Annotated in this window: 23 protein-coding genes; 15 read left to right on the forward strand and 8 right to left on the reverse strand. The window is 71.4% G+C overall.

Translation table 11 applies throughout. The features are described from left to right. Positions 1–104 precede the first annotated feature (104 nt). The 3 genes from VGJ24_RS02770 to VGJ24_RS02780 all read left to right on the forward strand — a co-directional run bounded on the left by VGJ24_RS02770 (position 105) and on the right by VGJ24_RS02780 (position 3,635). Positions 105–1,154 carry a maleylacetate reductase gene (locus VGJ24_RS02770; RefSeq protein WP_331498961.1) on the forward strand — a complete coding sequence of 350 codons (1,050 nt, stop codon included), beginning with the start codon at positions 105–107 and terminating at the stop codon, positions 1,152–1,154. Continuing rightward, positions 1,151–2,032, forward strand: coding sequence for a dioxygenase (locus tag VGJ24_RS02775; RefSeq protein WP_331498962.1), 882 nt, complete (start codon positions 1,151–1,153; stop codon positions 2,030–2,032). Before VGJ24_RS02770 ends, VGJ24_RS02775 begins: the two co-directional genes overlap by 4 nt. A gap of 223 nt (positions 2,033–2,255) precedes the next feature. After that, positions 2,256–3,635: a DEAD/DEAH box helicase gene (locus VGJ24_RS02780; protein WP_331498963.1), complete on the forward strand. Its 1,380-nt coding sequence runs from the start codon at positions 2,256–2,258 to the stop codon at positions 3,633–3,635. A 10-nt stretch (positions 3,636–3,645) separates the two neighbouring features. Here VGJ24_RS02780 and VGJ24_RS02785 read toward each other — a convergent pair whose 3' ends face one another. The 3 genes from VGJ24_RS02785 to VGJ24_RS02795 form a co-directional block, all read right to left on the reverse strand. After that, positions 3,646–4,689 carry a hypothetical protein gene (locus tag VGJ24_RS02785; protein WP_331498964.1) on the reverse strand — a complete coding sequence of 348 codons (1,044 nt, stop codon included), beginning with the start codon at positions 4,687–4,689 and terminating at the stop codon, positions 3,646–3,648. Positions 4,690–4,710: 21 nt separating this feature from the next. Further along, the gene (locus VGJ24_RS02790; RefSeq protein WP_331498965.1) at positions 4,711–5,496 is read right to left on the reverse strand and encodes an alpha/beta hydrolase; all 786 of its coding nucleotides are present in this window, start codon (positions 5,494–5,496) and stop codon (positions 4,711–4,713) included. 159 nt (positions 5,497–5,655) lie between these two features. Continuing rightward, positions 5,656–7,689: a DEAD/DEAH box helicase gene (locus VGJ24_RS02795; protein ID WP_331499011.1), complete on the reverse strand. Its 2,034-nt coding sequence runs from the start codon at positions 7,687–7,689 to the stop codon at positions 5,656–5,658. Positions 7,690–8,076: 387 nt separating this feature from the next. Between VGJ24_RS02795 and VGJ24_RS02800 the strand changes: the two genes are divergently transcribed. From VGJ24_RS02800 to VGJ24_RS02810, 3 genes are all read left to right on the forward strand, one after another. Beyond that, the gene (locus tag VGJ24_RS02800; protein WP_331498966.1) at positions 8,077–9,012 is read left to right on the forward strand and encodes a pyridoxal-phosphate dependent enzyme; all 936 of its coding nucleotides are present in this window, start codon (positions 8,077–8,079) and stop codon (positions 9,010–9,012) included. A 126-nt stretch (positions 9,013–9,138) separates the two neighbouring features. After that, positions 9,139–9,489, forward strand: a complete 351-nt coding sequence (locus tag VGJ24_RS02805) for a VOC family protein (protein ID WP_331498967.1) — start codon at positions 9,139–9,141, stop codon at positions 9,487–9,489. Positions 9,490–9,529: 40 nt separating this feature from the next. Further along, the gene (locus VGJ24_RS02810; RefSeq protein WP_331498968.1) at positions 9,530–9,733 is read left to right on the forward strand and encodes a hypothetical protein; all 204 of its coding nucleotides are present in this window, start codon (positions 9,530–9,532) and stop codon (positions 9,731–9,733) included. 5 nt (positions 9,734–9,738) lie between these two features. Here VGJ24_RS02810 and VGJ24_RS02815 read toward each other — a convergent pair whose 3' ends face one another. Further along, positions 9,739–10,074: a nitroreductase family deazaflavin-dependent oxidoreductase gene (locus VGJ24_RS02815; RefSeq protein WP_331498969.1), complete on the reverse strand. Its 336-nt coding sequence runs from the start codon at positions 10,072–10,074 to the stop codon at positions 9,739–9,741. Between the two features lie 103 nt (positions 10,075–10,177). On the opposite strand from VGJ24_RS02815, the gene VGJ24_RS02820 reads away from it, so the two are divergent. The 3 genes from VGJ24_RS02820 (at position 10,178) to VGJ24_RS02830 (ending at position 14,381) form a co-directional block, all read left to right on the forward strand. Then, the gene (locus VGJ24_RS02820; RefSeq protein WP_331498970.1) at positions 10,178–12,124 is read left to right on the forward strand and encodes a PAS domain S-box protein; all 1,947 of its coding nucleotides are present in this window, start codon (positions 10,178–10,180) and stop codon (positions 12,122–12,124) included. 26 nt (positions 12,125–12,150) lie between these two features. Continuing rightward, complete coding sequence (locus VGJ24_RS02825) at positions 12,151–13,542, forward strand: serine hydrolase domain-containing protein (protein WP_331498971.1); 1,392 nt, start codon at positions 12,151–12,153, stop codon at positions 13,540–13,542. A gap of 77 nt (positions 13,543–13,619) precedes the next feature. Beyond that, on the forward strand, positions 13,620–14,381 hold the full coding sequence (locus VGJ24_RS02830) for a methyltransferase domain-containing protein (protein WP_331498972.1): 762 nt from the start codon (positions 13,620–13,622) through the stop codon (positions 14,379–14,381). A gap of 35 nt (positions 14,382–14,416) precedes the next feature. Here the strand turns inward: VGJ24_RS02830 and VGJ24_RS02835 are convergent, their stop codons facing one another. After that, positions 14,417–15,256, reverse strand: coding sequence for an alpha/beta fold hydrolase (locus VGJ24_RS02835; RefSeq protein ID WP_331498973.1), 840 nt, complete (start codon positions 15,254–15,256; stop codon positions 14,417–14,419). Positions 15,257–15,296: 40 nt separating this feature from the next. Next, entirely contained in the window at positions 15,297–15,914 is a 618-nt protein-coding gene (locus VGJ24_RS02840; protein WP_331498974.1) for a class I SAM-dependent methyltransferase, read from the reverse strand. 163 nt (positions 15,915–16,077) lie between these two features. Here VGJ24_RS02840 and VGJ24_RS02845 point away from each other — a divergent pair, with 163 nt between their 5' ends. The 6 genes from VGJ24_RS02845 (at position 16,078) to VGJ24_RS02870 (ending at position 21,643) form a co-directional block, all read left to right on the forward strand. Continuing rightward, positions 16,078–16,638, forward strand: a complete 561-nt coding sequence (locus tag VGJ24_RS02845; protein ID WP_331498975.1) for a helix-turn-helix domain-containing protein — start codon at positions 16,078–16,080, stop codon at positions 16,636–16,638. Further along, positions 16,635–18,056: an MFS transporter gene (locus VGJ24_RS02850; RefSeq protein WP_331498976.1), complete on the forward strand. Its 1,422-nt coding sequence runs from the start codon at positions 16,635–16,637 to the stop codon at positions 18,054–18,056. The genes VGJ24_RS02845 and VGJ24_RS02850 overlap by 4 nt, the downstream gene beginning before the upstream one ends. A 116-nt stretch (positions 18,057–18,172) precedes the next feature. Beyond that, complete coding sequence (locus VGJ24_RS02855; RefSeq protein ID WP_331498977.1) at positions 18,173–18,895, forward strand: VOC family protein; 723 nt, start codon at positions 18,173–18,175, stop codon at positions 18,893–18,895. A 24-nt stretch (positions 18,896–18,919) separates the two neighbouring features. Then, a complete protein-coding gene (locus VGJ24_RS02860; protein WP_331498978.1) occupies positions 18,920–20,692 on the forward strand; it encodes a VCBS repeat-containing protein in 1,773 nt (590 codons plus the stop codon). Between the two features lie 132 nt (positions 20,693–20,824). Next, positions 20,825–21,322: a hypothetical protein gene (locus tag VGJ24_RS02865; protein ID WP_331498979.1), complete on the forward strand. Its 498-nt coding sequence runs from the start codon at positions 20,825–20,827 to the stop codon at positions 21,320–21,322. 102 nt (positions 21,323–21,424) lie between these two features. Next, a complete protein-coding gene (locus VGJ24_RS02870) occupies positions 21,425–21,643 on the forward strand; it encodes a hypothetical protein (RefSeq protein WP_331498980.1) in 219 nt (72 codons plus the stop codon). A gap of 184 nt (positions 21,644–21,827) precedes the next feature. On the opposite strand, the gene VGJ24_RS02875 is transcribed toward VGJ24_RS02870, so the two are convergent. Further along, a complete protein-coding gene (locus VGJ24_RS02875; RefSeq protein ID WP_331498981.1) occupies positions 21,828–23,099 on the reverse strand; it encodes an MFS transporter in 1,272 nt (423 codons plus the stop codon). 60 nt (positions 23,100–23,159) lie between these two features. After that, a complete protein-coding gene (locus VGJ24_RS02880) occupies positions 23,160–24,209 on the reverse strand; it encodes a class I SAM-dependent methyltransferase (protein WP_331498982.1) in 1,050 nt (349 codons plus the stop codon). Between the last annotated feature and the right edge of the window lie 13 nt (positions 24,210–24,222).

The raw sequence follows: 24,222 nt of genomic DNA on the forward strand, positions 1-24,222 counted from the left end.
CGAGGAGCCCGCCGCGGCTTGACTCGGTGGTGGAGGAGCGAGCTCTGCGAGACGGACCCGTGGGGCCCTCCTCAACCACCGGTGCTGTGCGGTAGCAAGGCCTTGTGCAGTTCACCCACGACTGGCTCCCGCAGCGGGTCCGGTTCGCGTCCGGCGGGGCGGCGGAGGCGGTCGCCGAGGAGGTACGGCGCCTCGGCGCGGCCCGGGTGATGGCGATCGCAGCCGAGGCGACCCGGGCCGAGCCGGTGCTCACCGGCGTACCGGTCGCCGTGCTCCACACCGACGTCGTGATGCACGTGCCGCTCGAGGTGGCCGAGCGGGCGCGCGCCGTCGCCGCCGACCACGACGCCGACGCCCTCGTCTGCGTGGGCGGTGGCTCCACCACCGGGCTCGCCAAGGCCGTCGCACTCAACACGGGGCTGCCGATCGTCGCCGTCCCCACGACGTACGCCGGCTCCGAGGCCACCGACGTCTGGGGGCTGACCGACGACGGCCGCAAGACGACCGGTGTCGACCGGGTCGTGCTGCCGCGCGCGGTCGTGTACGACGCGAGCCTGATGCTCGGCCTGCCGGTGCCGACCAGCGTCGCGTCCGGACTGAACGCGCTGGCCCACTGCGTCGACTCGATGTGGGGACCGCGCACCGACCCGATCGACCAGTCCCTGGCCCTGGAAGGCATCCGAGCCCTGCGTACCGGCCTCCCAGGCGTCGTCGAGGATCCGATGGAGCTGGCCGGCCGCGAGCAGACCCTGTACGGCGCCTATCTCTCGGCCCTCGCGTTCGCCTCGGCCGGCTCGGGGCTGCACCACAAGATCTGCCACGTGCTCGGCGGGATGTTCAACCTGCCTCACGCCGAGACGCACGCGGTCGTGCTGCCCTACGTGCTCGCCCTCAACGCCCCGGCCGTCCCCGTCCTCGACCAGCGCATGGCCGAGGCGTTCGCTGCCGACTCGGCGCTGGCCGGACTCCTCGCCCTTCGCGACGAGACCGGCGCCCCGCGCAGCCTGCGCGACCTCGGCCTGAGCGAGGACGACGTACCCAAGGCCGTTCAGCCGATCCTCGATGCGTCGCCGGAGAGCAACCCGACGCCGGTCACGGCCGAGAGCATCGCGGCCCTGCTGCGCGCGGCCTGGGAAGGGAAGGAGCCGGGATGAGCGAGATCTCCGCCGAGCAGCGGGAGCGCGAGGCCGCCCTGGTCGAGCGTGTGGTGGCGTCGTTCGCCGGCACGCCCGACCCGCGTACGAGGGAGCTGGTCGAGGCGCTGACGCGGCACCTGCACGCGTTCCTCCGCGAGACGCGACTGACCGAAAATGAGTGGAAGCGCGCGATCGACTTCCTCACCGCCGTCGGCCACATCACCGACGACCGGCGGCAGGAGTTCATCCTGCTGTCCGATGTGCTCGGCGCCTCGATGCAGACGATCACGATCAACAACGAGGCGTACGCGAACGCCACCGAGGCCACGGTCTTCGGGCCTTTCTTCGTCGAGGGCTCGCCGCACGTCGGCCTCGGTGGCGACGTCGCGGGCGGCGCGCCAGGGGAGCCACTCTGGGTCGAGGGCACGGTCACCGACACCGACGGGACTCCGGTCGTGGGAGCCAGGATCGAGGTCTGGGAGGCCGACGCCGACGGGTTGTACGACGTGCAGTACGGCGACGACCGGGTCACCGGTCGCGGCCACCTCCACACCGATGACCAGGGCCGCTACCACTTCTGGGCGGTGACCCCTACGCCGTACCCGATCCCGGACGACGGGCCCGTTGGCGAGCTCCTCCGGGCCACCGCCCGCTCCCCGATGCGTGCCTCACACCTCCACCTCATGGTCGAGGCGGAGGGCTGCCGCACCCTGGTCACCCACGTCTTCCCGAGTGGCGACGCCCATCTCGACTCCGACAGCGTCTTCGGGGTCCGCGACTCGCTGATCGTCGACGTCGACCAGCAGATCCCGACGACGCCGACCCCCGACGGGCGCGTGGTCACCGGCCCCTGGGCCCGGATCGACGTCGACCTGGTGCTCGCCCCCGCTCCCTGACTCACCGGCCGACGCCCCGCCCGAGGACCGCCGACGATGCGAGTATTCAGCCAGCACTCCGGTAGCCTGGCTGCATCAGCCCGTCGAGCTCTCACCGCGGACTGTCCGCACGTTGTAGCAGCTGACGCTGCTCCGTGCGAAGCCGCCCGAAAACCTCGGATCCCGGCTGTCGGCGAGACACCGCACAGATGGCACTCACTTGACTTCCTTCAGCAACCTCGGCGTGCCCGCACGCCTGTCCGACGTCCTGGCCCGCCAGGGCATCGAGACCCCGACCCCGATCCAGGCCGCGACGCTGCCGGACTCCCTCGCCGGGCGCGACGTGCTCGGCCGCGGACGCACCGGCTCCGGCAAGACCTACGCCTTCCTGCTCCCGCTCGTCGCGCGCCTGGCCGACGGTCGGCGCCCACGACGTGGCGCCCCTCGCGCATTGATCCTCGCCCCGACCCGCGAGCTCGTCGGCCAGATCGACGCCGCCCTGGCCCCGCTCGCGCGGGCCGCCGGCCTGACCACCCGGACCGTCTTCGGCGGTGTCGGCCAGGGGCCGCAGGTCGCCGCTCTCAAGCGCGGCGTCGACATCGTCGTCGCCTGCCCCGGCCGACTCGAGGACCTGATCGGTCAGGGTCACTGCACCCTCGACGACATCCAGGTCACCGTCCTCGACGAGGCCGACCACATGGCCGACCTCGGCTTCCTCCCGTCCGTACGCCGGATCCTCGGCCGGACGCCGAAGGGCACGCAGCGCCTGCTGTTCTCCGCCACCCTCGACAAGGCGATCGACACCCTGGTCCGTCAGTTCCTGGACAACCCGGTGACGCACGAGGCCGACTCGGTGCAGTCGCCGATCGCCGAGATGTCCCACCACGTGCTGCACGTCGACCGCGAGCACCGCCTGCCGGTGCTCGTCGACCTCGCCAGCGCCCCGGGCCGCACCCTGTTCTTCACGCGCACCAAGTACGGCGCCAAGGCGCTCGCGCGCCAGCTCAACAAGAGCGGCGTCCCGACCGTGGAGCTGCACGGCAACCTCGGCCAGGGCGCCCGCACGCGCAACCTCGACGCCTTCCACGCCGGCAAGGCCGCCGCTCTCGTGGCCACCGACATCGCCGCCCGCGGCATCCACGTCGACGACGTCACGCTCGTCGTGCACGCCGACCCGCCGGCCGAGCACAAGGCCTACCTCCATCGCTCCGGTCGTACGGCGCGCGCCGGCAACGCCGGCACCGTCGTCACCCTGATGACCACCGAGCAGGTGCGCGACGTCCGTGACCTGACGCGAGCCGCCGGCATCAAGCCGACCACGACTCGCATCCAGGGCTCCACCCACCCGGTCCTGCTCGAGCTCGCCCCGGGCGAGCGCAGGCTGACCGCGGGCCTGGTGACAGCTGCCGCGTCGTCGCCCCAGACACGCTCTGGTGGCGGCGGCGGAGGCGGCGGGCGCAACCGACGCCGACGCTCCGGCGGGGGTGGCCAGCGAAACGGCGCGGCGTCGGGGGGCGCCGCGCGGTCGAAGTCGTCCGGTCGGCGACGCCCGCGTCACGACTCGTCCCGGACCTCCTCGCGCGGCAACCACAGCGCCGCCACCTTCAGCTCCGGCCGTCGCTGACGAGAGCCCGCTAGAGCTCTTCCCGGAGGATGCCCGCGGCACCGGCCATGGCGCGCATCTTGCCCTCGGCGCTGGCGCGCGGCAGGTACTTCATGCCGCAGTCGGTGGCGATGGTGATCCTTTCGGGCGTGGTGTGGTCGAACGCGCGACGTACCCGGTCGGCGACGGTGTCCACAGACTCGACCGCGTGGTCGGACAGGTCGATCACCCCGAGGATGATCGTCTTCTCGCTGAGGTCCTTCAGGACCCCGAGGTCGAGGCCCGACTGCGCGGTCTCGATCGAGATCTGATCGGCCGAGCAGCCGGCCAGCTCGGGGAGGAACGAGTAGCCCTCCGGGCGTTCATGGATGATCGCGGCGTACCCGAAGCAGAGGTGGACCGCGGTGGTGCCGGTGACCCCCTCGAGGGCTCGTTGGACAGCGGCGAGCCCGTAGGCACGGGCGGCGTCGGGCCGTGCCTGCAGGTAGGGCTCGTCGATCTGGACGATGTCGGCGCCGGCGGAATGCAGGTCCTTGATCTCTGCGTTGACCGCCGCGGCGTACGCCATCGCGGCCGACTCCGCGTCGGGGTAGTGGTCGTTCTGGGCCTGCTGCGACATCGTGAACGGCCCGGGCACCGTCATCTTGATCGTGTGGTCGGTGTGCTGCCGGAGGAACGTGAGGTCGCCGACCTCGATCGGCCGCGGCCTCTCGATCGGCCCGACGATGCGCGGCACCGGGTTGGGGTGTCCGCTGCGGTCGAGCGCCGTGCCGGGGTTGTCGATGTCGATGCCGTCGAGGGCGGTCGCGAAGTGGTTGGAGTAGGACTCTCGCCGCATCTCGCCGTCGGTGACGATGTCGAGCCCGGCCTGCTCCTGGGCCCGGATGGCCAGCAGGGTCGCGTCGTCCTGCGCCTGCTCGAGGTACGCCGGGTCGACCCGCCAGAGCTCCTGGGCCCGGACTCGCGGTGGGAACCGGCCGGCCAGCTTGGCCCGGTCGATCAGCCACTCGGGCTGGGCGTAGCTGCCGACCAACGAGGTCGGGAGCAGGGTCGGGCGGGACGACGTCGTGGTCACGTTCGCGACTCTAGGCCCGCGTCACCGGCCCGTGCATCGGTCCAGCCACTCCACCACCAGCCCGCCGAGGAGCGCCGGCTGCTCGTGGGGAAGGGCGTGCCCGGCGGCGTCGAGGATCGCGAGGGTGGCGGCGGAGTAGTGGTCGTGCAGGTCCGCGGTCGCGGCGTACCCGACCGTCGAGTCCAGCCGGCCGGCGACGAGGAGCGTGGGACCGGGGTACGTCGGGAGGTCCGCCGGGGGATCGGTGAGCCGCCAGCGCTCGCCGATGCGCTCCATCGCCTCGTGGTCGGCCATCTCGGCGCCGGGCGCGACGTACTGCTGGTACCGGTCGAGCATCTCCTGGGTCTGCACGACGAAGTAGGAGCGGAAGTCGTCGTCGCCGAGGTCGCCGTTCCCGATGATCACGCGGTGTGGCGGTACGTCGCGCGTCTGAGGCAGGAGCGGGCAGATCAGCGCCAGCCCGGCCACCTGTGCCGGTCGTCGCGCGGCGATGGCCTGGGCGTAGTACGCACCGGCCGAGTGACCCGCGACCAGGCCCGGCCCGTCACCGGCGACGTCGTCGACGAGACCGAGCAGGACACCGAGGACGTCGTCCGCGCCCCGGACCGACTCGGGTGCCCGCGTCTGACCCATCCCCGGTAGGTCCGGGTAGATCCGCCGGAGCCCGCCGTACCGATCGAGGGTGGGCTCGAAGCACGCCTCCGGCTCGCGATGGTCGACACCGGCTCCGTGCAGCACGACCACCGGAGTGCCCGAGCCGTGCTCGACGTAGCGCAGGTCCACGTCCGCGACCCGACAGGACTGCATCGGCCGAACCTACGCTCGGGCCTCGGCGGGGTCCACGACGTGGCGGCCCCGACCGCCGCGGGTGACCTGTGCTCGAGCCGGCGCCAGATCACGATGCCGGTCACGCTGACCTCGCGACTGAAGGCTCGCGACCCGCCCGTCGGCTGGACGGGCGAGGACTCAGAGGTCGGTCGGGTCCGTCAGCGCCTCGGTGAGGATCGCCATCAGGGTCTCGACCTGGACGTCGACCGTCGACGACGACTCCTCGTCGGCTCCGTCGAGGGCCCGCGCCGCGAGCCCGGCCTTGCTGTCGATCAGCTCGGCGATCTTCGCGTCGATGGTCTGGGCGGCGATGATCCGCCACGCGGTCACCGGCTCGGTCTGGCCGATCCGGTGGACGCGGTCGATCGCCTGCGTCTGCTCGGCGTTGGTCCAGGAGAGCTCGGCGAGCACGACGTTGGAAGCGACCTGGAGGTTGATGCCGACACCGGCGGCGGTCAGCGAGCAGACGATGACGTGGACGTCGGGGTCGTTCACGAACGAGTCGATCGCCTCGTCGCGCGCCTTGCGGGTCTGGTCACCGCGGATGGACGTCGCGCCGACGCCGCGGCGGGCGAAGATCTCCTCCGCGGTGTCCATGACGTCGAGGTGCTTGGCGAAGAACACGACCTTGCCCGCGCTCCGCGCCAGCTGTACGGCGTAGTCGGTGGCGAGCTCGGCCTTGGCCTGGCCGATCTTCCGTACCATCGTGAACACGTTGTCGCCGGTCTTCGACTCGGACCCCTCGGCGACCTCGCGCTCGGCCACGCGGCGTACCAGCTCGCGGTCGATGCCGTTCTCGTCCAGGATGGAGGCGCCGGCCCGGCGATGCTCCAGTGCGGCCTCGTAGCGACCGACGAGTCGCTTGGCCAGCTGCTGCTCGGCCTCGCGGATCGACCGGCCCATCGCGCCCTCGAGCTCGACCGGCAGGTCGGCGATCCGACGCGCCGGGATGTCGGCGGCGACGTCGACCTTGCGTCGGCGGACGATGCCCATGTCGACGACGGCCTGCCGCGCGGCCGGGTAGAACGCGTGGTCGGCCGGCGTGAATCCGTTCTGCTCCAGCGCGGCCATCAGGCTGATGCCGGGCTTCTTGTCCTCGATCCAGCCGAGCATCTGCCAGATCGCGCGGAAGTCGTCGATGTCGTTGATCAGCGGCGTACCGGTCAGCGCCATCAGCAGGGGCCTCGCGACCCGCTGCCGGACGCGGTCGGAGACCTCGAGGACGTTCTGCGAGCGCTGCGACTTCTTGTTCTTGATGTAGTGCGCCTCGTCGACGACCAGGCCGCGGAAGCCGTGCTCGCCCATCCACCCGACGTGCCGGTCGAGCACCTCGTAGTTCACGACCACGATGTCGGCGAACCCGTCGACGTCGAGCCCGTCACCGTGCACGACGGTGACCGAGCGGCTCGGCGTCCACATCTGCGCCTCGCGTGCCCAGTTGGTCTTCACCACGTTCGGCACGATCGCCAGCAGCGGGAAGGCGTCGACGGCCTGCGCGGCGAGCAGCGCCTGCGCGGTCTTGCCGAGGCCGGGCTCGTCGGCCAGCAGGAACGTCCGGTGTCCTTCGGCCACCGCGGCCAGCACCCGTGCCTGGTGAGGCATCAGGTCGAGGCCCTCCGGCAGCAGGATCGGCCGCGGCTCGGGCAGCGCCATGCTCGCCGGCGCACCGGGTGCCGCTTGCTCGAAGGAGTTCAGCAGAGGCTCGATCAGCTCCCACCCGGCGAGGTACCCGTGCACCTTCGGGGCGCTCTGGCTGAAGTCGGGCACCAGGAACGGGTTGGCCAGCTGCGCCTGTACGACGGACTGCGGCAGCGCCGTGCGGTCGCGTACGACGTTCGAGAACGTCTGCTCGGGCTCCGGCTCCTCCTCGACCTCGAGCCCGGCCTGCCGCTGCATCTCGCGCTCGAGCCGACGCGTCGCCTCCGAGACCTCGGCGTCCTCCTGCAGCAGCGTGAAGAGCGACGGCTCACGCGTGGCGATCTGAGCGAGGATCGTGGCCAGGCCCTCGAGCCGCTTGAGCTGCGTGTCGCGCTGCGCCGGCGTGAGCGACACGTCGTTGCGGACGTTGGCCCGCTCGGCGCGCGCCAGCAGGGCCGCGGCCTGGAACCTGGCGCGCTGGCCGGAGGTCAGCTGCCGTCCCGCGACGGCGCGCTCGACCTCGCGTACCGCCATCGCGAGCACCGGGATGATGCCCTCGTTGTCGCGGTTCCGGACGCGGTTCCCCGATCGCTGACCCGTCCGGGTGCCCCCGGATCGGCCTCGACGCTGTGTGGCCAACCAGCCGCTCTCTTCCTCAAGCGCGAATCCCTGCCGCTGGCGGGCCGGTGCCCTCCTCGCGGCGTCCCGCCGTCCCAAGGCGGGGTCTGATCTCGACAGCCCCATCCGTTCCCGGATCGAGCCCCCTCGGCCGTGTCGCGCCTGGACGGCGGACACCCGGCTGCTGAGTGGGGGACCGGATCGGTCGGCCACCCGCCGGTGCCGATGGGACCAGTGTACGAGGTCGGACGGCGATTCGCCGCCTCGGGAGGAAACCAGACGATCCGCGGCAGGATGTTGCTCATGCAGCCGCTGGACCTCGCCACTCTGCCCACGCCGGTCGAGCCCGCGCCACGGCTGGCGCGGATGCTCGGGCTCGAGCCCGACGATCTCTGGGTCAAGCACGACGACCTGCTCGGTCTCGGCGGCGGCGGCAACAAGGTCCGCAAGCTTCGGCACACCTGTGCCGAGGCGCTCGATCGCGGGGCACGCGTCCTGGTGACGACCGGGGCTGCGCAGAGCAACCATGCACGGCTCACTGCGGCCGCCGGTGCGCGGCTCGGGTTGGAGGTCGAGCTCGTGCTGGCCGGGAACGACGCGGCGCCGACGACCGGCAACCTCATGCTGGATCGGATGCTCGGCGCCCGCCTGATCTGGGCCGGAGACGTGCCGCACGAGGCCCTCGAGCAGGTCGCGGCGGACCGAGTGGCGGACCTCGAGGACAGCGGCACCCCGGCGTACCAAGTCCCCTACGGCGGGTCGAGTGTGGTCGGTGCACGGGGCTATGTGGAGGCCGGCCTGGAGCTCCTCGAGCAGGTCCCGGGGGTGCGCCACGTGGTGGTTGCGCTCGGCTCGGGCGGTACGGCGGCCGGGTTGGTGGCGGCCCTCGGGACGGAGCGAGTCCTCGCCGTCGACACCGGTGCCACCGCCGACCCGCGGGAGCGCACCGCCCGCCTGATCGACGGTCTGGGTGGCGACCCCAGCGGTCTCCGGATCCGCGAAGACATGGTCGGCGCCGGCTACAGCACGCTGCCGGAGCCGGTGGCCGAGGCGCTGCTGCTGGCTGCCCGGACGGAGGGGATCGTGCTCGACCCGGTCTACACGGGGCGCGCGCTCGCGGGTCTCATCGCCGCGGTTCGCGACGGCGACGTGCGCACGGGTGAGCGGACCGTGTTCCTGCACACCGGCGGGCTGCCTGGCGTCTTCGGATCCGTCCCCCTCGCCGAGCGGTTGGGCTGACTCTGCACACCCACCGAACGGGCCGGGCCCCTTTCGACAACGTCCGCAGTCGATTCCGGTCGTGCTCGCGCGTCATCCGGATAGGAGGCCGGCCCGCCCGGGTGGCCACAGAGCAGGAGGCCCGTCATGGCCCACCCCGTCGTGCATGCAGAGATCCGTTCCAGCGACCCGGACGGCACGCGCTCGTTCTTCGGCGAGCTGTTCGGCTGGACCTACCCCGCCGAGGGCGCCTACCCCGGCTACACGTTCGTCGACACCGGCGTGCCGGATGCGCTCTACACCGCGATCAGCCCGCTCCAGGGCGACGGTGACCTGGTCACGTTCTTCGTCGGCGTCGACGACATGGCGACGAGCATCGCGGACGCGACCCGCCTCGGCGGCCGCCTCGTCCAGGAGCCGGTCACGGTGCCGGGCGTCCAGTTCGCACTGATCGCCGACCCGCAGGGTCACGTGGTCGGGCTCGCACAGCAGCTCTGACGCACTCACGGAGGTTTGCGCGCGGCGTACCGTGGCAGGCGTGACCCGCCCCATGCTGCTGGCGATCGGCGCCGTCCTGGTGATCTTCGGTGTCGTGTTCTTCCTGCAGGGCATCGACGTGCTCGGCGGATCGGGCATGAGCGGCAAGACGCTGTGGGCGATCCTCGGGCCGATCATCGCCCTGGTCGGGGTGGCCGTCCTCGTCGCGGCCAACCGGAGGGGACCGGCGAACCGCGGCGGGTGATGCGGTCAGGCTGTCGGCATCAGGCAGACGACGGTCGCGCGTCGCGCCCAGTTCGTCAGCTCCTCCTCGGCGCCCGTCCCGTGGTACCGGACATCCATCCGGCGCCGCAGGTCGGCGGGAGCATCCACGATCGAGGCGGCGTACGCCCGTGCCGGACGGCCGGGTAGCTCGAGCGACACCCGCGGCTCCTGGCGCAGGTTGCGGACCCAGTCGCTGGCCTCACCGCCGCCCGAGAACAGATACACCGCGCCGTCGGCCTGGAGGAACCAGATCTCGATGCGGTGCGGGCGACCCGTCCGCCGGCCGGTGGTGGTGAGGTAGCAGACCTCGTGGCTTGGCACGGCGACCAGTCCACAACCTCGAGTGGGCTTCGTGTCAACGGCTGCTGATCGGTTCGCACGGGCCGGACGACATGGTCGGGCGGCAGATGGGCACGGGGAGGGTGTGAGCGGTACCCCCCGCGGAGCCCGGCCGACGGTCGTCCTGGTGGACGACTCGAAGGAGGTCCGCGCGGTCGTACGTCGTCTGCTCCAGTCCTCCGGGTTCGACGTCGTCGGAGAGGGCGGGGACGGCGACGAGGCGATCGTCCTGGCGTTCCGCCACGAGCCGGCGCTCCTGCTCCTCGACACGTCGATGCCGAAGGTGGACGGGATCGAGGCATTACCCGCCATCCTCGCCCTCAGTCCCGAGACCAAGGTGGTGATGTTCACCGGGTTCGAGGAACCGGGGCTGGCCGCGAGGGCCCGCGAGCTGGGCGCGGTCGACTTCGTCGAGAAGTCGCTCCGCCTGGAGGACCTGGCGGGGCGCCTGATGCGGAGCCTCGGCGTGGATGAGCAGGGAGCATCGGCACCAGCTGGATCCACCCCCGGCGACACGTCGTACGGCGAGCGTCCCGGCGTCGCGCGCGGGCCGGCCCCACCCGCTCGGGAGCAGGCGGTCCTGAGCGAGCACGTCCAGCAGTTCCGCGAGCTGTTCGACCGCGCGGAGCTGGGGATGGCCACGCTGACCTCCAGCGGCACCATCGTCCGCGCCAACCGCGCGCTCGCCGCGCTGATGTCGTGCAGCCCCGACGACCTCGTGGGCGTGGACTACGGCCGGCTGACCCTCGGGCAGGGGGACGACCTGGACCGCCGACTCGAGGACATCTCGTCCCTGGGCGAGGACCTCACGTCGTTCGAGCACGACCTCCCGGCGCCCCTGGGGCAGCAGAGCTCCCGGGTCGTCCGGGTCACCCTCGCCCCGATCCGTGACTCCCGACAGCACGTGCTCTACGTGTTTGCGCAGGTCCAGGACGTCACCGCCCAGCGCGCGATCGAGAGCGACCTGCGACGCAGCGAGGGGAACTTCCGGCGCCTGGTGACGGCCGTCAGGGAGTACGCCATCTTCATGCTGGACGTCGACGGCGTCGTGGTCAGCTGGAACTCCGGGGCGCAGCGGATCAAGGGGTACCTCGCGAGCGAAATCGTGGGCCGACACTTCCGGGTCTTCTACGTGCCCGAGGACCAGGAGTCCGGGCACCCCGAGGAGAACCTGGAGATCGCCCTCTTCCAGGGCAGCTTCGCCGAAGAGGGGTGGCGGGTGCGCAAGGACGGGAGCCGCTTCTGGGCGAGCGTCGTGATCACCCCGGTGTACGACGACGCCGGACACCATGTCGGGTACGCCAAGGTCACCCGTGACCAGACCCAGCAACGGGACCACGAGGAGGAACGCAGGAGGTTCATCGAGCAGCGGGTCCACCTGCTCGCCGTGACCGCGCACGAGCTGCGCAACCCGACGGCCGTGATCGACGGGTCCGCGGGCGCGCTGCTGGCGGCTCAGGACGCGATGGCCGTCGATGACCGTGACGAGCTGCTGTACGGCATCCGGAGCAGCGCGGATCGCCTCCGCCGGCTGGCCGCCGACCTGTCCCTGGCCTCGCGGTCGACCGGCGACACGCTCCCGCAACGGCTGGAGGAGGTGTCGCTCACCGACGTGCTGCGAAGTGCCGCTGCCCGGGTCCAGGCTGCCGGGACCGACGTCGAGATCGTGATCGAGGTGCCGCACGAGACCGTGTTCCTCGCCGATCCCGGGCGCCTGGCGCAGGCGCTCGACAACCTGCTCGACAACGCGGTGCGCCACGGCAGACCTCCGATCGGTCTCATCGGTACGGCGAGCGACCACGTGTGCCTCCGGGTCACCGACGCCGGCCCCGGGGTGTCGTTCGAGCTGGCCCCGCGACTGTTCGAGCGGTTCGCCGTCTCCGGGGACTCCGACGGGACCGGCCTCGGGCTCTACCTCGTCCGGGAGATCGTGCGGCGACACGGCGGAGACGTCACCTACCACCCGCCCTCGGACGACGGGCCGGCCGCGTTCGAGATGGCTCTGCCGAGGCGGCCCGGGCCGGGAACTTGAACCGCTCCGGGGCCTACGATCCCGGCATGACGAACCTGGACCAGGTGTCGGAGTGGATCGCCACGCACCTACCCGCCCTGATCGAGCAGTACGACGTACCCGCCGCGGCGGTGGGCGTGCTCGCCGACGGTGAGGTCGTCGAGCACGCGGCCGGCGTGCTGAGCACGGCGACGGGGGTCGAGGCGACGACCGACTCGGTCTTCCAGATCGGGTCGATCACCAAGCTCTGGACAAGCTCCCTTGTCCTTCAGCTGGTCGACGAGGGTGCGGTCGACCTCGACGCCGCGGTCCGTACCTACCTGCCCGAGTTCCGGATCGCCGATGAGGAGGCCGCGAGCCGGATCACGGTGCGCCAGCTGCTCACCCACACGGCCGGTTTCGAGGGCGACATCTTCACCGACACCGGCATGGGCGACGACTGCGTCGAGAAGTACCTCGGTGTGCTCCACGACGTACCGCAGCTCTTCCCGCCCGGCTCGATGTGGTCCTACAACAACGCCGGCTTCTGCGTCCTCGGCCGACTGGTCGAGGTGCTGCGTGGCGCGCCGTACGACGTGTGCCTGCGGGAGCGCCTGATCAAGCCGCTCGGCATCACCCACGCCGCCACCAGCCCCTACGAGGCGGTCCTGTTCCGAGCGGCCGTCGGTCACCTCGAGACCGAGCCGGGTGCCGGGTTCCACCCGGCCCCGGTCTGGGCGCTGGTCCGCTCGAACATCTCGGCCGGGTCGATGCTCGCGATGAGCCCGTGCGCCCTCCTCGCCTTTGCCCGCATGCACCTCGAGGACGGCAAGGCCGCCGACGGCACCCAGGTGCTCGGCCCCGGCACCGCGGCGCAGATGCAAGGCCGCCAGGTCGAGCTGCCCTATCTCGGCCACCTCGGCACGTCGTGGGGCCTCGGCTTCGAGCGGTTCGACACCCTTGACGGCGACCTCGTCGGTCACGACGGGAACACGATCGGCCAGGCGGCGTTCCTCCGCACCGTGCCGGAGGCGGGCGTGGCGGTCACCCTGCTCACGAACGGCGGCAACGCCGGCCCGCTGTTCCGCGACGTCGTGGGCCACGCCCTCGAGGAGCTGACCGGGATCCCGCTCCCCGCCGAGCCGGTGCCGCCGACCGACGCCACGCACCTCGACGCCGGTCGGTTCGTCGGCACCTACGCCTGCTCCTCGGCCACGGTGATCATCAGCGAGGAGGACGACGGAAGCGTCTGGATGGACGCGATTCCCACCGACGCGCTCTCCGAGGAGCTCGGCGAGCAACCCGAACGCTGGGAGCTCGTCCACTACGCGGGCGACACCCTGACCACCCGCGAGCGCGACCGCGGCCTCCACCGCCTCTACGCGTTCATCGACGACGACGGCGCCGGCCACGCGCAGTACCTCCACACCGGACGCGCGCTGCTCCGCTCACCGGGCTGAGCGCCACACCCGCCTCCGGCGAGGCTGTGTCGGTCGAGGCAGACCCGAACCTCTCCCGAGGTGAGAGAGTTGAGGTCATGCTCGAGTTCGACGAGGAGAATGCCCGCCGCCTCGTCGCCGTCTACACGACGCCCGACGTGGTCGACCAGCGACGCGCGATCCGCGCCGTGCTCGCGCTCCAGCCCGGCGAGCACGTGCTCGACATCGGCTCCGGGCCCGGGCTCCTGGCCACCGAGATGGCCGAGGAGGTGGGCGCCGACGGCCGCGTCCACGGGATCGACCCGAGCGACAGCATGCTCGAGATCGCCCGCCACAGCGAGACGCCGGTCGACTACGGCCTCGGCGACGCGCTGACGCTGCCGTTCGCTGACGAAGAGTTCGACGTCGCGGTCTCCACCCAGGTCTACGAGTACGTCGACGACATCGAGGGGGCCCTGGCCGAGGCGCGGCGTGTGCTGCGCCCCGGCGGCCGGTTGCTCGTGCTGGACACCGATTGGGACTCGATCGTCTGGCACTCGAGCGACCGTGAGCGGATGGCGCGCGTGCTCTCGGCCTGGAACGAGCACCTCGCCGACCCCTACCTGCCGCGGCGGCTCCCGGCACTGATGCGCGCCGCCGGCCTCGAGCCGGCCGATGCGGCGATCATCCCGATCCTGAACGTGGGCGCCGACCGCAACACGTACAGCGCCGGCATGCTCGGGCTCCTGGCGGAGTACGTCGCCGGCCGGGGCGGCATCACGGCCGACGAGGCCACAGCATGGGCGGACGACCTGCGCAGCCTCGGCGACGACTACTTCTTCAGCATCAACCGCTACGTGTTCGTGGCGACGCGCAGCTGACACCGTCGCGTTCTCGCGGTGCTGACCGCGCTCCGTCACGTCGGGTGAGGGGCCTCTGCGTCGTTCCGGCCGAGGAGCCAATGCGTGAGCGCCGCGGTGACTGCCTCGGGCTGATCGAGCTGGATCAGGTGCCCCGCTTGCTCGATGACCGTCAGCCGCGCGCCGGGAATCAGCTCGTGCAGGCGATGGGCGCGGGCGATCGGGATCCAGGCGTCCTCCCGGCCCCACACCACGAGAACCGGTACGTCGATCGCCGGGTACAACGGCTCGACCTGGTCGGTGTAGACCTCATCGGCTTCCGCGATCTGCCGGTAGAACGCGGCCTGCCCTGCGGCGTCGAGCCACGGGCGGATCAACGCGTCGAGGGCGCTCGGCGTCAGTCCCCGGTGGCTGGCACCGCTGACGTAGGCCCGCAACGCTCCTTCGTGGACGGCCGGCGGGAGCGCGGCGAACACCTCGGCGTGATCGCGCACGAGACGGAAGAAGTCCGAACCCCACGGTCGCAGCGCGACCACGTCGACCAGCGCCAACGACGCACACGCACTCCCGTGCAACAGATGCCCGCGGAGAGCCACGGCGCCGCCGTAGTCGTGCGCCACCACGTGCGGCGACCGCAACCCCCAGAACGTCAGCAGATCGCCGAACAGCTCACCCTGCACGTCGAGGGAGACCCGATGCTCGGGGTGCTTCGACGACTCGCCGTACCCGGGCATGTCCCAGAGGTAGACGGTGAAGTGCGGAGCAAGAGCCTCCGCGACCGGCCGCCAGAGCTCGGACGACCACGGCGTGCCGTGACAGAAGACCACCGGAGGCCCGGACCCAGCGCGTCCCCACCGCACCGAACGGCCACGCCACGCGAACTCCTCGGACAACACCCGCTCGATGCTGCCAGACCCACCGCCCGCGGCTGTCGAGTCAGGGCGCGACGGCGACCCCCAGGGAGTCGGCGGCCAGGGGCTTGGGGGCACCCTTCTCGTAGAACACGTCGACGTCCTCGACTGCGAAGCCTGCGGTCTCGAGCAGGTGGACGATGGGGCGGGTCAGGTGACAGCCCCCGACCACGCGCTTCTGGAGCGGCTCGAGCCGGCGCTGCCAGCGCTCGACGTTCGCGTCAGGCGCCAGCCCGTGCTCGAGGAAGTGGAGGGTGCCGCCCGGTCGGAGCACACGACGGACCTCGGTCAGGGCGAGGACCGGGTCCGGGATCGTGCACAGCGTCCAGGACGACAGGGCCGTGTCGAACGTGTGGTCCGCGAAGGGCAACGACTGACCGTCCAGCCCGGACCGCTCGACCGCGATGGATGACGCCGACACCCGGTCCTGTGCGAGCTTCCAGCTGAGCTCGGACGGCTCGATCGCGGCGAGCCGCTCGACTGTGTCGGGATAGAACGGAACGTTGTGCCCGGAGCCGAACCCGATCTCGACCACCTGGCCGTGCAGTCCGGCACACACGCGTTCGCGCAGCGGGCGCGACTGCTTTGCCCCGCAGGCGACGTTCATGATCCGCGGGAGCACGCGTTCGGCGTACACACCCATGCCATCCCCCTGGTCAGGCTGATGCCGGCCACAGTGCACCCTGGGCACACGCGTTGTCACCCATCGGGTGGCCCGGCATCCGAGGACCTGTGAGGCGGATCTCGTGGCCGCCGTAGTTAGTTACCAGTAACTTACAAGCATGGCCAGTGCGACACCGACCCGCATGAGCTCCACTGATCGCCGCACCCAGGTCCTGGCCGTCGCGGCCCGGGAGTTCGCCGACGGTGGCCTTCGGGGCGCGTCGATCGAGGCGATCGCTCGCGCGGCCGGCATCACCCAGCCCTACGTGTTCCGCATCTTCGGAAGCAAGAAGGCGCTCTTCCTCGAGGTGGTGGCGGACTCGTTCGACCAGCTCGTCGGCAGCATGCAGGCGGCCGCCGAGGGCGCCACCGGTCTGGACGCGTTGTCCGCGATGGGTGCGCGGTACAACGCCCTGCTCGCGGACCGTACGGCACTGCAGCTGCAGCTGCAGGCGTACGCCGCGTGCGGCGACCCCGAGGTCCGCGAGGCGGTGCGGGACCACCTGGCGCACCTGTGGAACACCGTGGCGGGGACCACCGGTCTGGACGCGGTCACCGTCAAGACGTTCCTCGCCTACGGCATGCTCCTGAACACGAACGCCGCGCTGGGGCTGGCCGAGGTCGACACCCGGTGGGCCCGTGGCATCCGCACCCGGATCAAGGCGGGCCTGTTCCGCCACATCACCAGCCGCACGAACCGATGAGCCGGCCCGACCTCACCCATCGCCTCGACCCGGCGTCATCGGTGCAGCGGTCGCTGCCGATGGCGTTGATCGTGATCGCGCTGCTCGTGGCCGCGGTCGGCAGCCTGGGCGCTCCCCTGATCACCAGCGTCGCCGCGAGCTACCACGTGTCGCTGGCCGCGGCGCAGTGGACTCTCACCGTCACGTTGCTCTCCGGTGCGGTGACCACCCCGCTGATCGGCCGGCTCGGCGCCGGACCCCGGCGACGTACCGCCACGCTCGCCACCATGACAGTGGTGACCGCGGGCAGCGTGTGCACGGTGCTCCCCGGCCCCTTCGCGCTCCTGATCGTGGGTCGCGCCGCACAGGGTGTCGGCCTGGGGCTCGGCCCGCTGCTGATGGCCACTGCCCGGGACGTGTTCGACCGACGTCGCGCAGCGAGTGTCATCGCGATGCTGTCGGTCGCCACCACCGCCGCGATCGGCGTCGGCTACCCACTGTCCGGACTGCTGGCCGACCTGGGCGGCGTCCGGGCGGCGTACGTCGCGGGCCTGGTCGCCACGGCCGCTGCCCTGCTCATCGCCGCGCGAGCGCTGCCGCACCCGAGAGTGGGGTCGAGGCGCACTCACGGTCTGGACTGGGTAGGCGCGGTACTGCTCGGCGGTGCCCTCGTCGCCGTACTGATCCCGCTGGGCGACGACGACCTCTGGGCACGGCATGCGCCGGTCGCGGGACTCCTTCTGGGCGCAGGGCTGGTCCTGTTGCTGACCTGGGTGCTCGTCGAACGGCGCGCAGCATCGCCGCTGGTGGATCTGCAGGCACTGCGCCACCCGATGGTCGCGCGGGCCGACCTCGCGATGTTCGTCGGCGGCGCGGCGATGTACCTGCTGCTGACCCTGGCCACGCGCTACCTGCAGACACCTCGGACCGCGGGCTACGGGTTCGGGCTGGACACCTTCCAGGCTGGTCTCGTCCTGGTCCCCTTCTCGATCGCCGGGTTCGTCGCGGGTCGGATGACACCGCCCCTGGTACGTCGCTTGAGTGCGGCACGAACGGTGGCGGCCAGCCTGGGCCTGGTCGCGTTCGGCTTCCTCGTCTTCTGCATCGGCCGCTCGACCTTGGCCGGGCCGGTGATCGCCGTGGCCGTGCTGGGTGTCGGCGTGGGCGCGGCGTCCGCGGCGATGCCGGCGATGATCCTCGCCGCGACCCCGGCCGACGAGACCGCAAGCGCCATGAGCGTCAACCAGGTCGTGCGCAGCGTCGGGTTCTCCGTGGGCAGTGCTCTCGGCGGTCTCATCCTCTCCGCCCACACCCTGCGCGGCGGCTTCCCGACACAGGGCGGCTACACCACGGCCAGCATCCTCGGCGCCGTCCTGGCGGTCGCCGCCGCGACTCTCGTCGTCCTCCGCGGAAGCCGCATCTCCGAGAGCGGACGGTGAGCGACCCGCGAATGAATCGCGTTGCCGAAGGTTCCGGTGGCGCCTAGCGTTGCCGAGCGCGTGCCGTGAGGCGTGTGGAGCGCCGGTCGACTGGCAGATGGGAGATGCGCGGAGGGATGACGTTGCAGCTGATCGCGCTCTGCTTCGATGCCAACGGCCCGCCCGGTCTCGCCCGCTTCTGGTCCGGCGTCCTGGGGTGGCCGACCGCCGACCTTCCCGACGACGGCGTCGCGATCCTGCCGGGCGATGACACCGGGTTCCGGATCGAGTTCTTCCCGACCCAGGAACCGAAGGCCGGCCCGAACCAGATGCACTTCGACCTCACCAGCACGTCGTTGGAGGACCAGCAGGAGACCGTGGCGCGGGCGCTCGGGCTGGGCGCCCGGCACATCGACGTCGGTCAGCTCCCCGAGGAGGAGCACGTGGTGCTCGCCGACCCCGAGGGCAACGAGTTCTGCGTCATCGAGCCGGGCAACAACTTCCTGGCCGAGTGTGGACTCATCGGCGCGCTGGCGAGCGACGGCTCGCAGGAGGTCGGGTACTTCTGGAGCGAGGCGCTGGGGTGGCCGCTGGTGTGGGACCAGGACCAGGAGACCGCGATCCGCTCGCCGTACGGCGGTCCGAAGATCACGTGGGGCGGTCCGCCACTGATGCCTAAGACCGGCAAGTACCGGCTGCACTTCGACCTCGCTCCGCCCGCCGACGGTGACCAAGAGGCCGAGGTCGACCGTCTCGTCTCCCTCGGTGCGACTCGCGTCGACATCGGCCAGGGCGACGTCAGCTGGGTGGTGATGGCCGACCCCGACGGCCATGAGTTCTGCGTGTTGACCCCTCGATAGAGCGGGGTGAGTAGGGTCCCCGGCATGCGGTTGTCTCGCGCCCTCGTCGTCGGGCTCGGGGGACTCTTGGTCGCCGGGGCCGTCCCGGGCGCCGCGGCGGTCGAGCAGGGCATCGGCAGTGGAGCCGCATCCGGTGCGAGTCCCACCGACGCGTCGGCGAGCGGCCGGCTCCAAGCCGCCACCACGTCCTGCACCCACCAGGCCGGCACCCATGCGGTGCGGCGGCCGAAGTTCGTCCGCAGGATCGCCACGGGGGAGACCGGCTGGTTCTCCTCCCCCGGCCTGGTCGACCTGAACGGCGACGGCCGCAAGGAGATCGTGGCCCCGTTCTACTCGACGTTCGTGTTCGATGCGAAGGGACATCAGCTGGGGCGGGGCACGGCAACCGACGGCCGGGTCTATGCCCCGTCGGTGGTCGCCGACCTCGACCGCGACGGAAAGCCCGAGATCGCGGTCGGCGGCTCGGGCACCGTGGCGGCGTACGACCTCCGGCACGGCAAGCTGCGCGTCAAGAAGGGCTGGCCGGCGTCCGTCAGGAGCGGCGGCCAGACCCCGGAGGTGCGTGGGCTCGCCGCGGCGGACCTGAACGGCGACGGCCGGGTCGAGGTGGTGGCCACGACGACCAACACCTCACCCACGGGCTCGCAGGTCTTCGTGTTCAACGCCAAGGGCAGGCTGTTCAAGCCCAAGGGTGGTCACCGGCCCGCCTGGCCCCGCTACAACCGGCTCGGCGGAAAGGGCAACGACCGGCACTTCAACAAGGTCGGCAACCACGGCTACGGCGCGTACGGCGAGAACGTCGCCATCGGGAACATCGACAACGACCGCGCCCTGGAGATCATCACCACGTTCGACAACCACCAGATCAACGCCTTCAACCTCGACGGCACCTCGGTCCTGGCGTCCCAGTGGTTCACCAACCCGGAGTCCGGTGCTCTCGGCCGGAGGATGGGGTGGGGGCAGTTCATCAGGTGGGCCGACCCGCGCGTCGAGCGGCGGCACTACCACCTGCACAAGGGGACCTGGCCGAACCCGGCACACCAGGCCTGGCTGCAGTGGACCGCATCGCCGCCCGCAGTGGCCGACCTGGACGGTGACGGCCGCAACGAGGTGATCGGGATCCCCAACGTCGAACGGCACATCCCCTACCGCACCCAGGGTTACGCGTTCATGGTGCTCGACGGGGCGTACGGCGACGGGCACCGCTCGGCGCGGCGTCACCATGGCTTCGAGAAGCTCCCGATGTCCAACCATCCGGTCTACCGACCCGATGGTGACTGGTACCCGCCCAGCGGCATCCCCGCCCCGACCGTGGTCGACCTCGTCGGCGACGCTCGGCCCGAGATCGTCGCCGCACTTCCCGGCGGCAAGGTCTACGCGGTGGGGCCTGGCGGTCACCGGCTCTGGTCCACCCGGTACGCACCGCGGCGTGCCAAGACGTTCGCCTCGGAAGTGGTTGCCGCCGACCTGAACAAGGACGGCACTCCGGAGCTGGTCTTCGGCACCTACTCGCTGCATCGCAACGCCGGACGCCTGATCGTGCTCTCGGCCCATGGGAAGAAGCTCTCGGTCACCCGATTGCGCCACCAAGGTCGAGACGGCAACGGCATCGGTGTGGCCGCCGCTCCGTCGATCGGAGACCTGACCGGGAACGGCACTCTCGAGATCGTCCTCACCACCTTCGACCACGGCGTCGACGTCTACACCGTCCCGGGCTCCGGCACCGGGTGCCTGCCCTGGCCCACCGGACGCGGCAACCTCCTCCGCAACGGCATGAGCACCGCCACCGCCCGCTGATACGACGGTCGACGTGTCTCATCGGCGCTCGCCCGGACTTGACCTCCGTGCGGGATTGTGCATTTCGGCAACACGTCGGAGATTCAGCGCGCACACTGGCGGGCAGTGAAACGTCACTCCCATGGGGGAAACATGATGAACTTCGAAACCACGCTGGACGAGATCACCACGCCCACTCTGGACGAGCACACGCCCGTCGACGACGTGGAAGTCCCGTCAACGGAGCCGATCCCGGACCAGGAGAGCCCCACGACCGCCGCTGCACGGGTGCTCGAGCTCGCGGCCGTGACCGCAGACCGGCTGGTCGCCGACGCGGAGACCGAGGCCGAGTCGCTGGTCACCACGGCGCGAGAGAGTGCCGACGCGATCGGGGAGGCCAGCCGCACGGAGGCGCAGGAGGCCGCGGCCGAGCTGGCCCGGACCAAGGAGCGGCAGACCGCCGAGCTGGAACGGGAGCGCACCACCGCGCTGTCCGGGCTGGCCGACGAGAAGGCCGCTCTCGAAGCGCAGATCGCCACGCTTCGCCAGATCCAGCACGACCACCGCAGTCAGCTGCGAGACCACCTCAACGAGCAGCTCAGCTTGCTCGATGCAGCCGTGCTCGAGCCGCCCGCGGCCGTGGCCGGCTGACGCGTTTCAGGCAGCGCGCGAACAGCTCGGCTGATCGGCTCGCGAGGCCGTTTCCGACGCCGGGTTGGCCCTCGCAGCCATCGGAGGGGGATACTGGAGGCGATGACACCACCGACAGGGCCACGGCGGCATCTGGCCAGTAGCCCGTTCAAACCCGATCCCGAGCCAACGATCGAGATCTACGAGATCGACGACATGGTCTCCCACGACTCCTATGGGATGGGCCGGGTCATCCAGGTGGAAGCAGCCGCGGTGACCGTCGATTTCCGCTCCCAGACCGTTCGCATCCCGAGCCCGTTCTACAAGATGTCGAAGCTGTAGCGGACCGGGGAGTCGAGGACAACCGGCGCTTGATCGATCAGAGGTCGATGACGAGGTCGCCGGCGGGCCGCGAGGAGCAGATGCGCACCTCGTCCGAGCCACGCGGCGCGCCTTCATCCGGGTCGCGCAAACGGTCATCCGGCACCAGCCTGCCGTGCTCGCCTGCTCCGGTCGAGCAGGCAGGTCAGTCGTCGAGACCTCCCGGGCCGGCGCTCGCGACCAGCTCGGACTCGTCGCGTGGATGGGCAGGTCGTCCGATGCGGGAGGCGGCCGCGGGCACGTGCCGACCGGCCAGTGACGCGAACCCGGCGCCGGCGCCGCAGACCACCAGCAGCGGAAGCCAGGTGGCGGCCGCACCGATGGCCAGTAGGCCCGACAGGATCACGGGTGCGGCGGCGCCGACGCTCCCGCCCGAGAGCTGGAAGAGCGCCAGGTAGCGGCCGCGGACCTCGGCGGGCGCGGCCTCGGCCGCCAAGGCCGAGCTGACCGGCCAGCCGATCGTCTCGCCGAACGTGTAGACCGCGACGCCGAGCATCAGGACCACGATCGCGACGGCCCCGTGCACGAGGCTCGCCCCGAGCAGTACGACGTACCCCGCGGCGTACCCGACGTGGCTGGCCGCCATCACCCGGCTGCGTGCCCGTCCGTCGAGGCGCCGGACGACGCCGTTCTGCCCGAAGCCGATCATCAGCGTGTTCAGCGTGAACGCCGCTCCGGCGACCCACCCGGGCAGGCCGAGCACGACCGCAGCGTAGACGGGGATCGCGATGGTGAGCACGCTGCCCGAGAACGCGAAGGTCATCCAGTGCGCGACGACGATCCGGTACGGGCGGTCCCGCAGGACGGTCGCCCACGACTGCTGGACCTGCGCGGGTGCCCCGGCCTCACGGGCCGGGCGCGGGACCTTCGTCATGAACGGGACCGCGCCGAGGAACGAGGCGGCGGTCAGCACGATCAGCGTCGTGTACGCCGCATGGGTGCCGATGGCGAGGGCGGCACCGGCGACGAGACCGCCGGCCGCCTGCCCGAGGTTACGGATGCCGCCGATGCGGCCGAACCAGCGCTCGCGCTCACCGGGGCCCGCGATCGCGCTCACGGCCACCCCGAAGGTGCCGAAGAAGACGCCGCGTCCGGAGCTGGCGATCCACGCGCAGGCCACCACGCCCCAGAAGGAGTGCAGGACGAGGTAGCCGGCCACGCCGACGGTCTGGGCGACGTTGCTGAGCATGAGGACCGGCTTGGGTCCCACCTCGTCGACGACGCGGCCCGACCACAGCCCGACGGGGAGGGCGAGCAGGCCGGCGACGGTCAGCGACGTACCGATGGCGGGCAGGCCGAGGCGGGTGGTCGCGAGCAGGTAGATGATCGTGGCCGGCTGGAACACACCGGCCGCCACGGAGTCGATCGCCATCGCGGCGACGAACGAGCGATGCCGGTCAGAGGGAGGGGGCGTCATGGGAATGCCTTCGGGCCGTGACCGGCCCGGGCCGCCGCCGAGTCGGCGACCCGGGACGCGTCAGGGCCGCACCTCGTAGACCAGGTTGAACGGCGTCTCGGCGACGCGACGGAACGACGTGAACCCCGCCTTCTCGACGACCTGGCGGATCGCGCCCTCGCCGGCCTGTGCACCGAGGGTGTGCGCGCCGCCCTGCGAGACCGCGTTCGGGACGCACAGGAACGTGCTGAACCCGTAGAACACCCGGCCGACCGGGTTCAGGTTCCCGTCGACGGAGTCGGCCGCGGCCGGCTCGACGATCAGCCAGGTGCCGTCGTCGCCGAGCTGCTCGCGGATGTGGCTCGCGGCGGCGACCGGATCGCCCATGTCGTGCAGGCAGTCGAACGTCGTCACCAGGTCGTAGGGCCCGGCGTCGAACGTCGTCGCGCCCGCCACGTCGAACTCCACACGGGACCCGACGCCGAGCTCGGCGGCGTTCTTGCGCGCGAGGTCGATGGAGTGGGCGTGGTAGTCGGAGCCGGTGAAGGTGCTGTTCGGGTAGGCCTGCGCCATCAGGAGCGTCGATGCACCGAGGCCGCAACCGACGTCGGCCACCCTGCCGCCGGCCTCGAGCGTGGCGACGACCCCGTCCAGGGCGGGCAGCCACTCGGCGACCAGGTGGGCGGAGTAGCCGGGCCGGAAGAACCGCTCGCACCCGACGAAGACATCCTCGTCGTGCTCGTGCCAGCCGATGCCCTCGCCGGTGCGGAACGCCTCCGCCAGCTGCGGTACGGCGTGCAGGGCGCCGAGGGCGAGCTGGAAGGCGCCCGGCAGGAACACCGGGCCGTCCGGGTTGGTCAGCGCGAAGGCCTGCTCGTCGGTCAGGTGGTAGGTGCCGGCCGCTGCGTCGTACTCGACGTACCCGCCGGCGGCCTGGCCGCGCAGCCACTCCTCGACGTACCGGGCGGCGGTGCCGGTGCTCGCGGCGAGCACGTCGGGGGTCTGCGGGCCCTCGGCCAACGCGGCGTAGAGGCCGAGCTGGTCACCGAGGACCACTCCGCCGGCCGCCACGGTGGCTCCGAGATCGCCGACGAACCTGTTCAAGAACTCGTGGAACTTCTGCTCGTCCATCTGGGTGTTTCCT

It is taken from the genome of Nocardioides sp. (assembly GCF_036493135.1).
GTDB lineage: Bacteria > Actinomycetota > Actinomycetes > Propionibacteriales > Nocardioidaceae > Nocardioides.

Excerpts from the sequence above, each read along its gene's own strand:
- VGJ24_RS02775 (WP_331498962.1), top strand. The coding sequence starts at position 1,151 with ATGAGCGAGATCTCCGCCGAGCAGCGGGAGCGCGAGGCCGCCCTGGTC.
- VGJ24_RS02790 (WP_331498965.1), bottom strand. The coding sequence starts at position 5,496 with ATGCAGTCCTGTCGGGTCGCGGACGTGGACCTGCGCTACGTCGAGCAC.
- VGJ24_RS02795 (WP_331499011.1), bottom strand. The coding sequence starts at position 7,689 with ATGGCGGTACGCGAGGTCGAGCGCGCCGTCGCGGGACGGCAGCTGACC.
- VGJ24_RS02800 (WP_331498966.1), top strand. The coding sequence starts at position 8,077 with ATGCAGCCGCTGGACCTCGCCACTCTGCCCACGCCGGTCGAGCCCGCG.
- VGJ24_RS02805 (WP_331498967.1), top strand. The coding sequence starts at position 9,139 with ATGGCCCACCCCGTCGTGCATGCAGAGATCCGTTCCAGCGACCCGGAC.
- VGJ24_RS02825 (WP_331498971.1), top strand. The coding sequence starts at position 12,151 with ATGACGAACCTGGACCAGGTGTCGGAGTGGATCGCCACGCACCTACCC.
- VGJ24_RS02830 (WP_331498972.1), top strand. The coding sequence starts at position 13,620 with ATGCTCGAGTTCGACGAGGAGAATGCCCGCCGCCTCGTCGCCGTCTAC.
- VGJ24_RS02840 (WP_331498974.1), bottom strand. The coding sequence starts at position 15,914 with ATGGGTGTGTACGCCGAACGCGTGCTCCCGCGGATCATGAACGTCGCC.
- VGJ24_RS02845 (WP_331498975.1), top strand. The coding sequence starts at position 16,078 with ATGAGCTCCACTGATCGCCGCACCCAGGTCCTGGCCGTCGCGGCCCGG.
- VGJ24_RS02850 (WP_331498976.1), top strand. The coding sequence starts at position 16,635 with ATGAGCCGGCCCGACCTCACCCATCGCCTCGACCCGGCGTCATCGGTG.
- VGJ24_RS02855 (WP_331498977.1), top strand. The coding sequence starts at position 18,173 with ATGACGTTGCAGCTGATCGCGCTCTGCTTCGATGCCAACGGCCCGCCC.
- VGJ24_RS02860 (WP_331498978.1), top strand. The coding sequence starts at position 18,920 with ATGCGGTTGTCTCGCGCCCTCGTCGTCGGGCTCGGGGGACTCTTGGTC.
- VGJ24_RS02865 (WP_331498979.1), top strand. The coding sequence starts at position 20,825 with ATGATGAACTTCGAAACCACGCTGGACGAGATCACCACGCCCACTCTG.
- VGJ24_RS02870 (WP_331498980.1), top strand. The coding sequence starts at position 21,425 with ATGACACCACCGACAGGGCCACGGCGGCATCTGGCCAGTAGCCCGTTC.
- VGJ24_RS02875 (WP_331498981.1), bottom strand. The coding sequence starts at position 23,099 with ATGACGCCCCCTCCCTCTGACCGGCATCGCTCGTTCGTCGCCGCGATG.
- VGJ24_RS02880 (WP_331498982.1), bottom strand. The coding sequence starts at position 24,209 with ATGGACGAGCAGAAGTTCCACGAGTTCTTGAACAGGTTCGTCGGCGAT.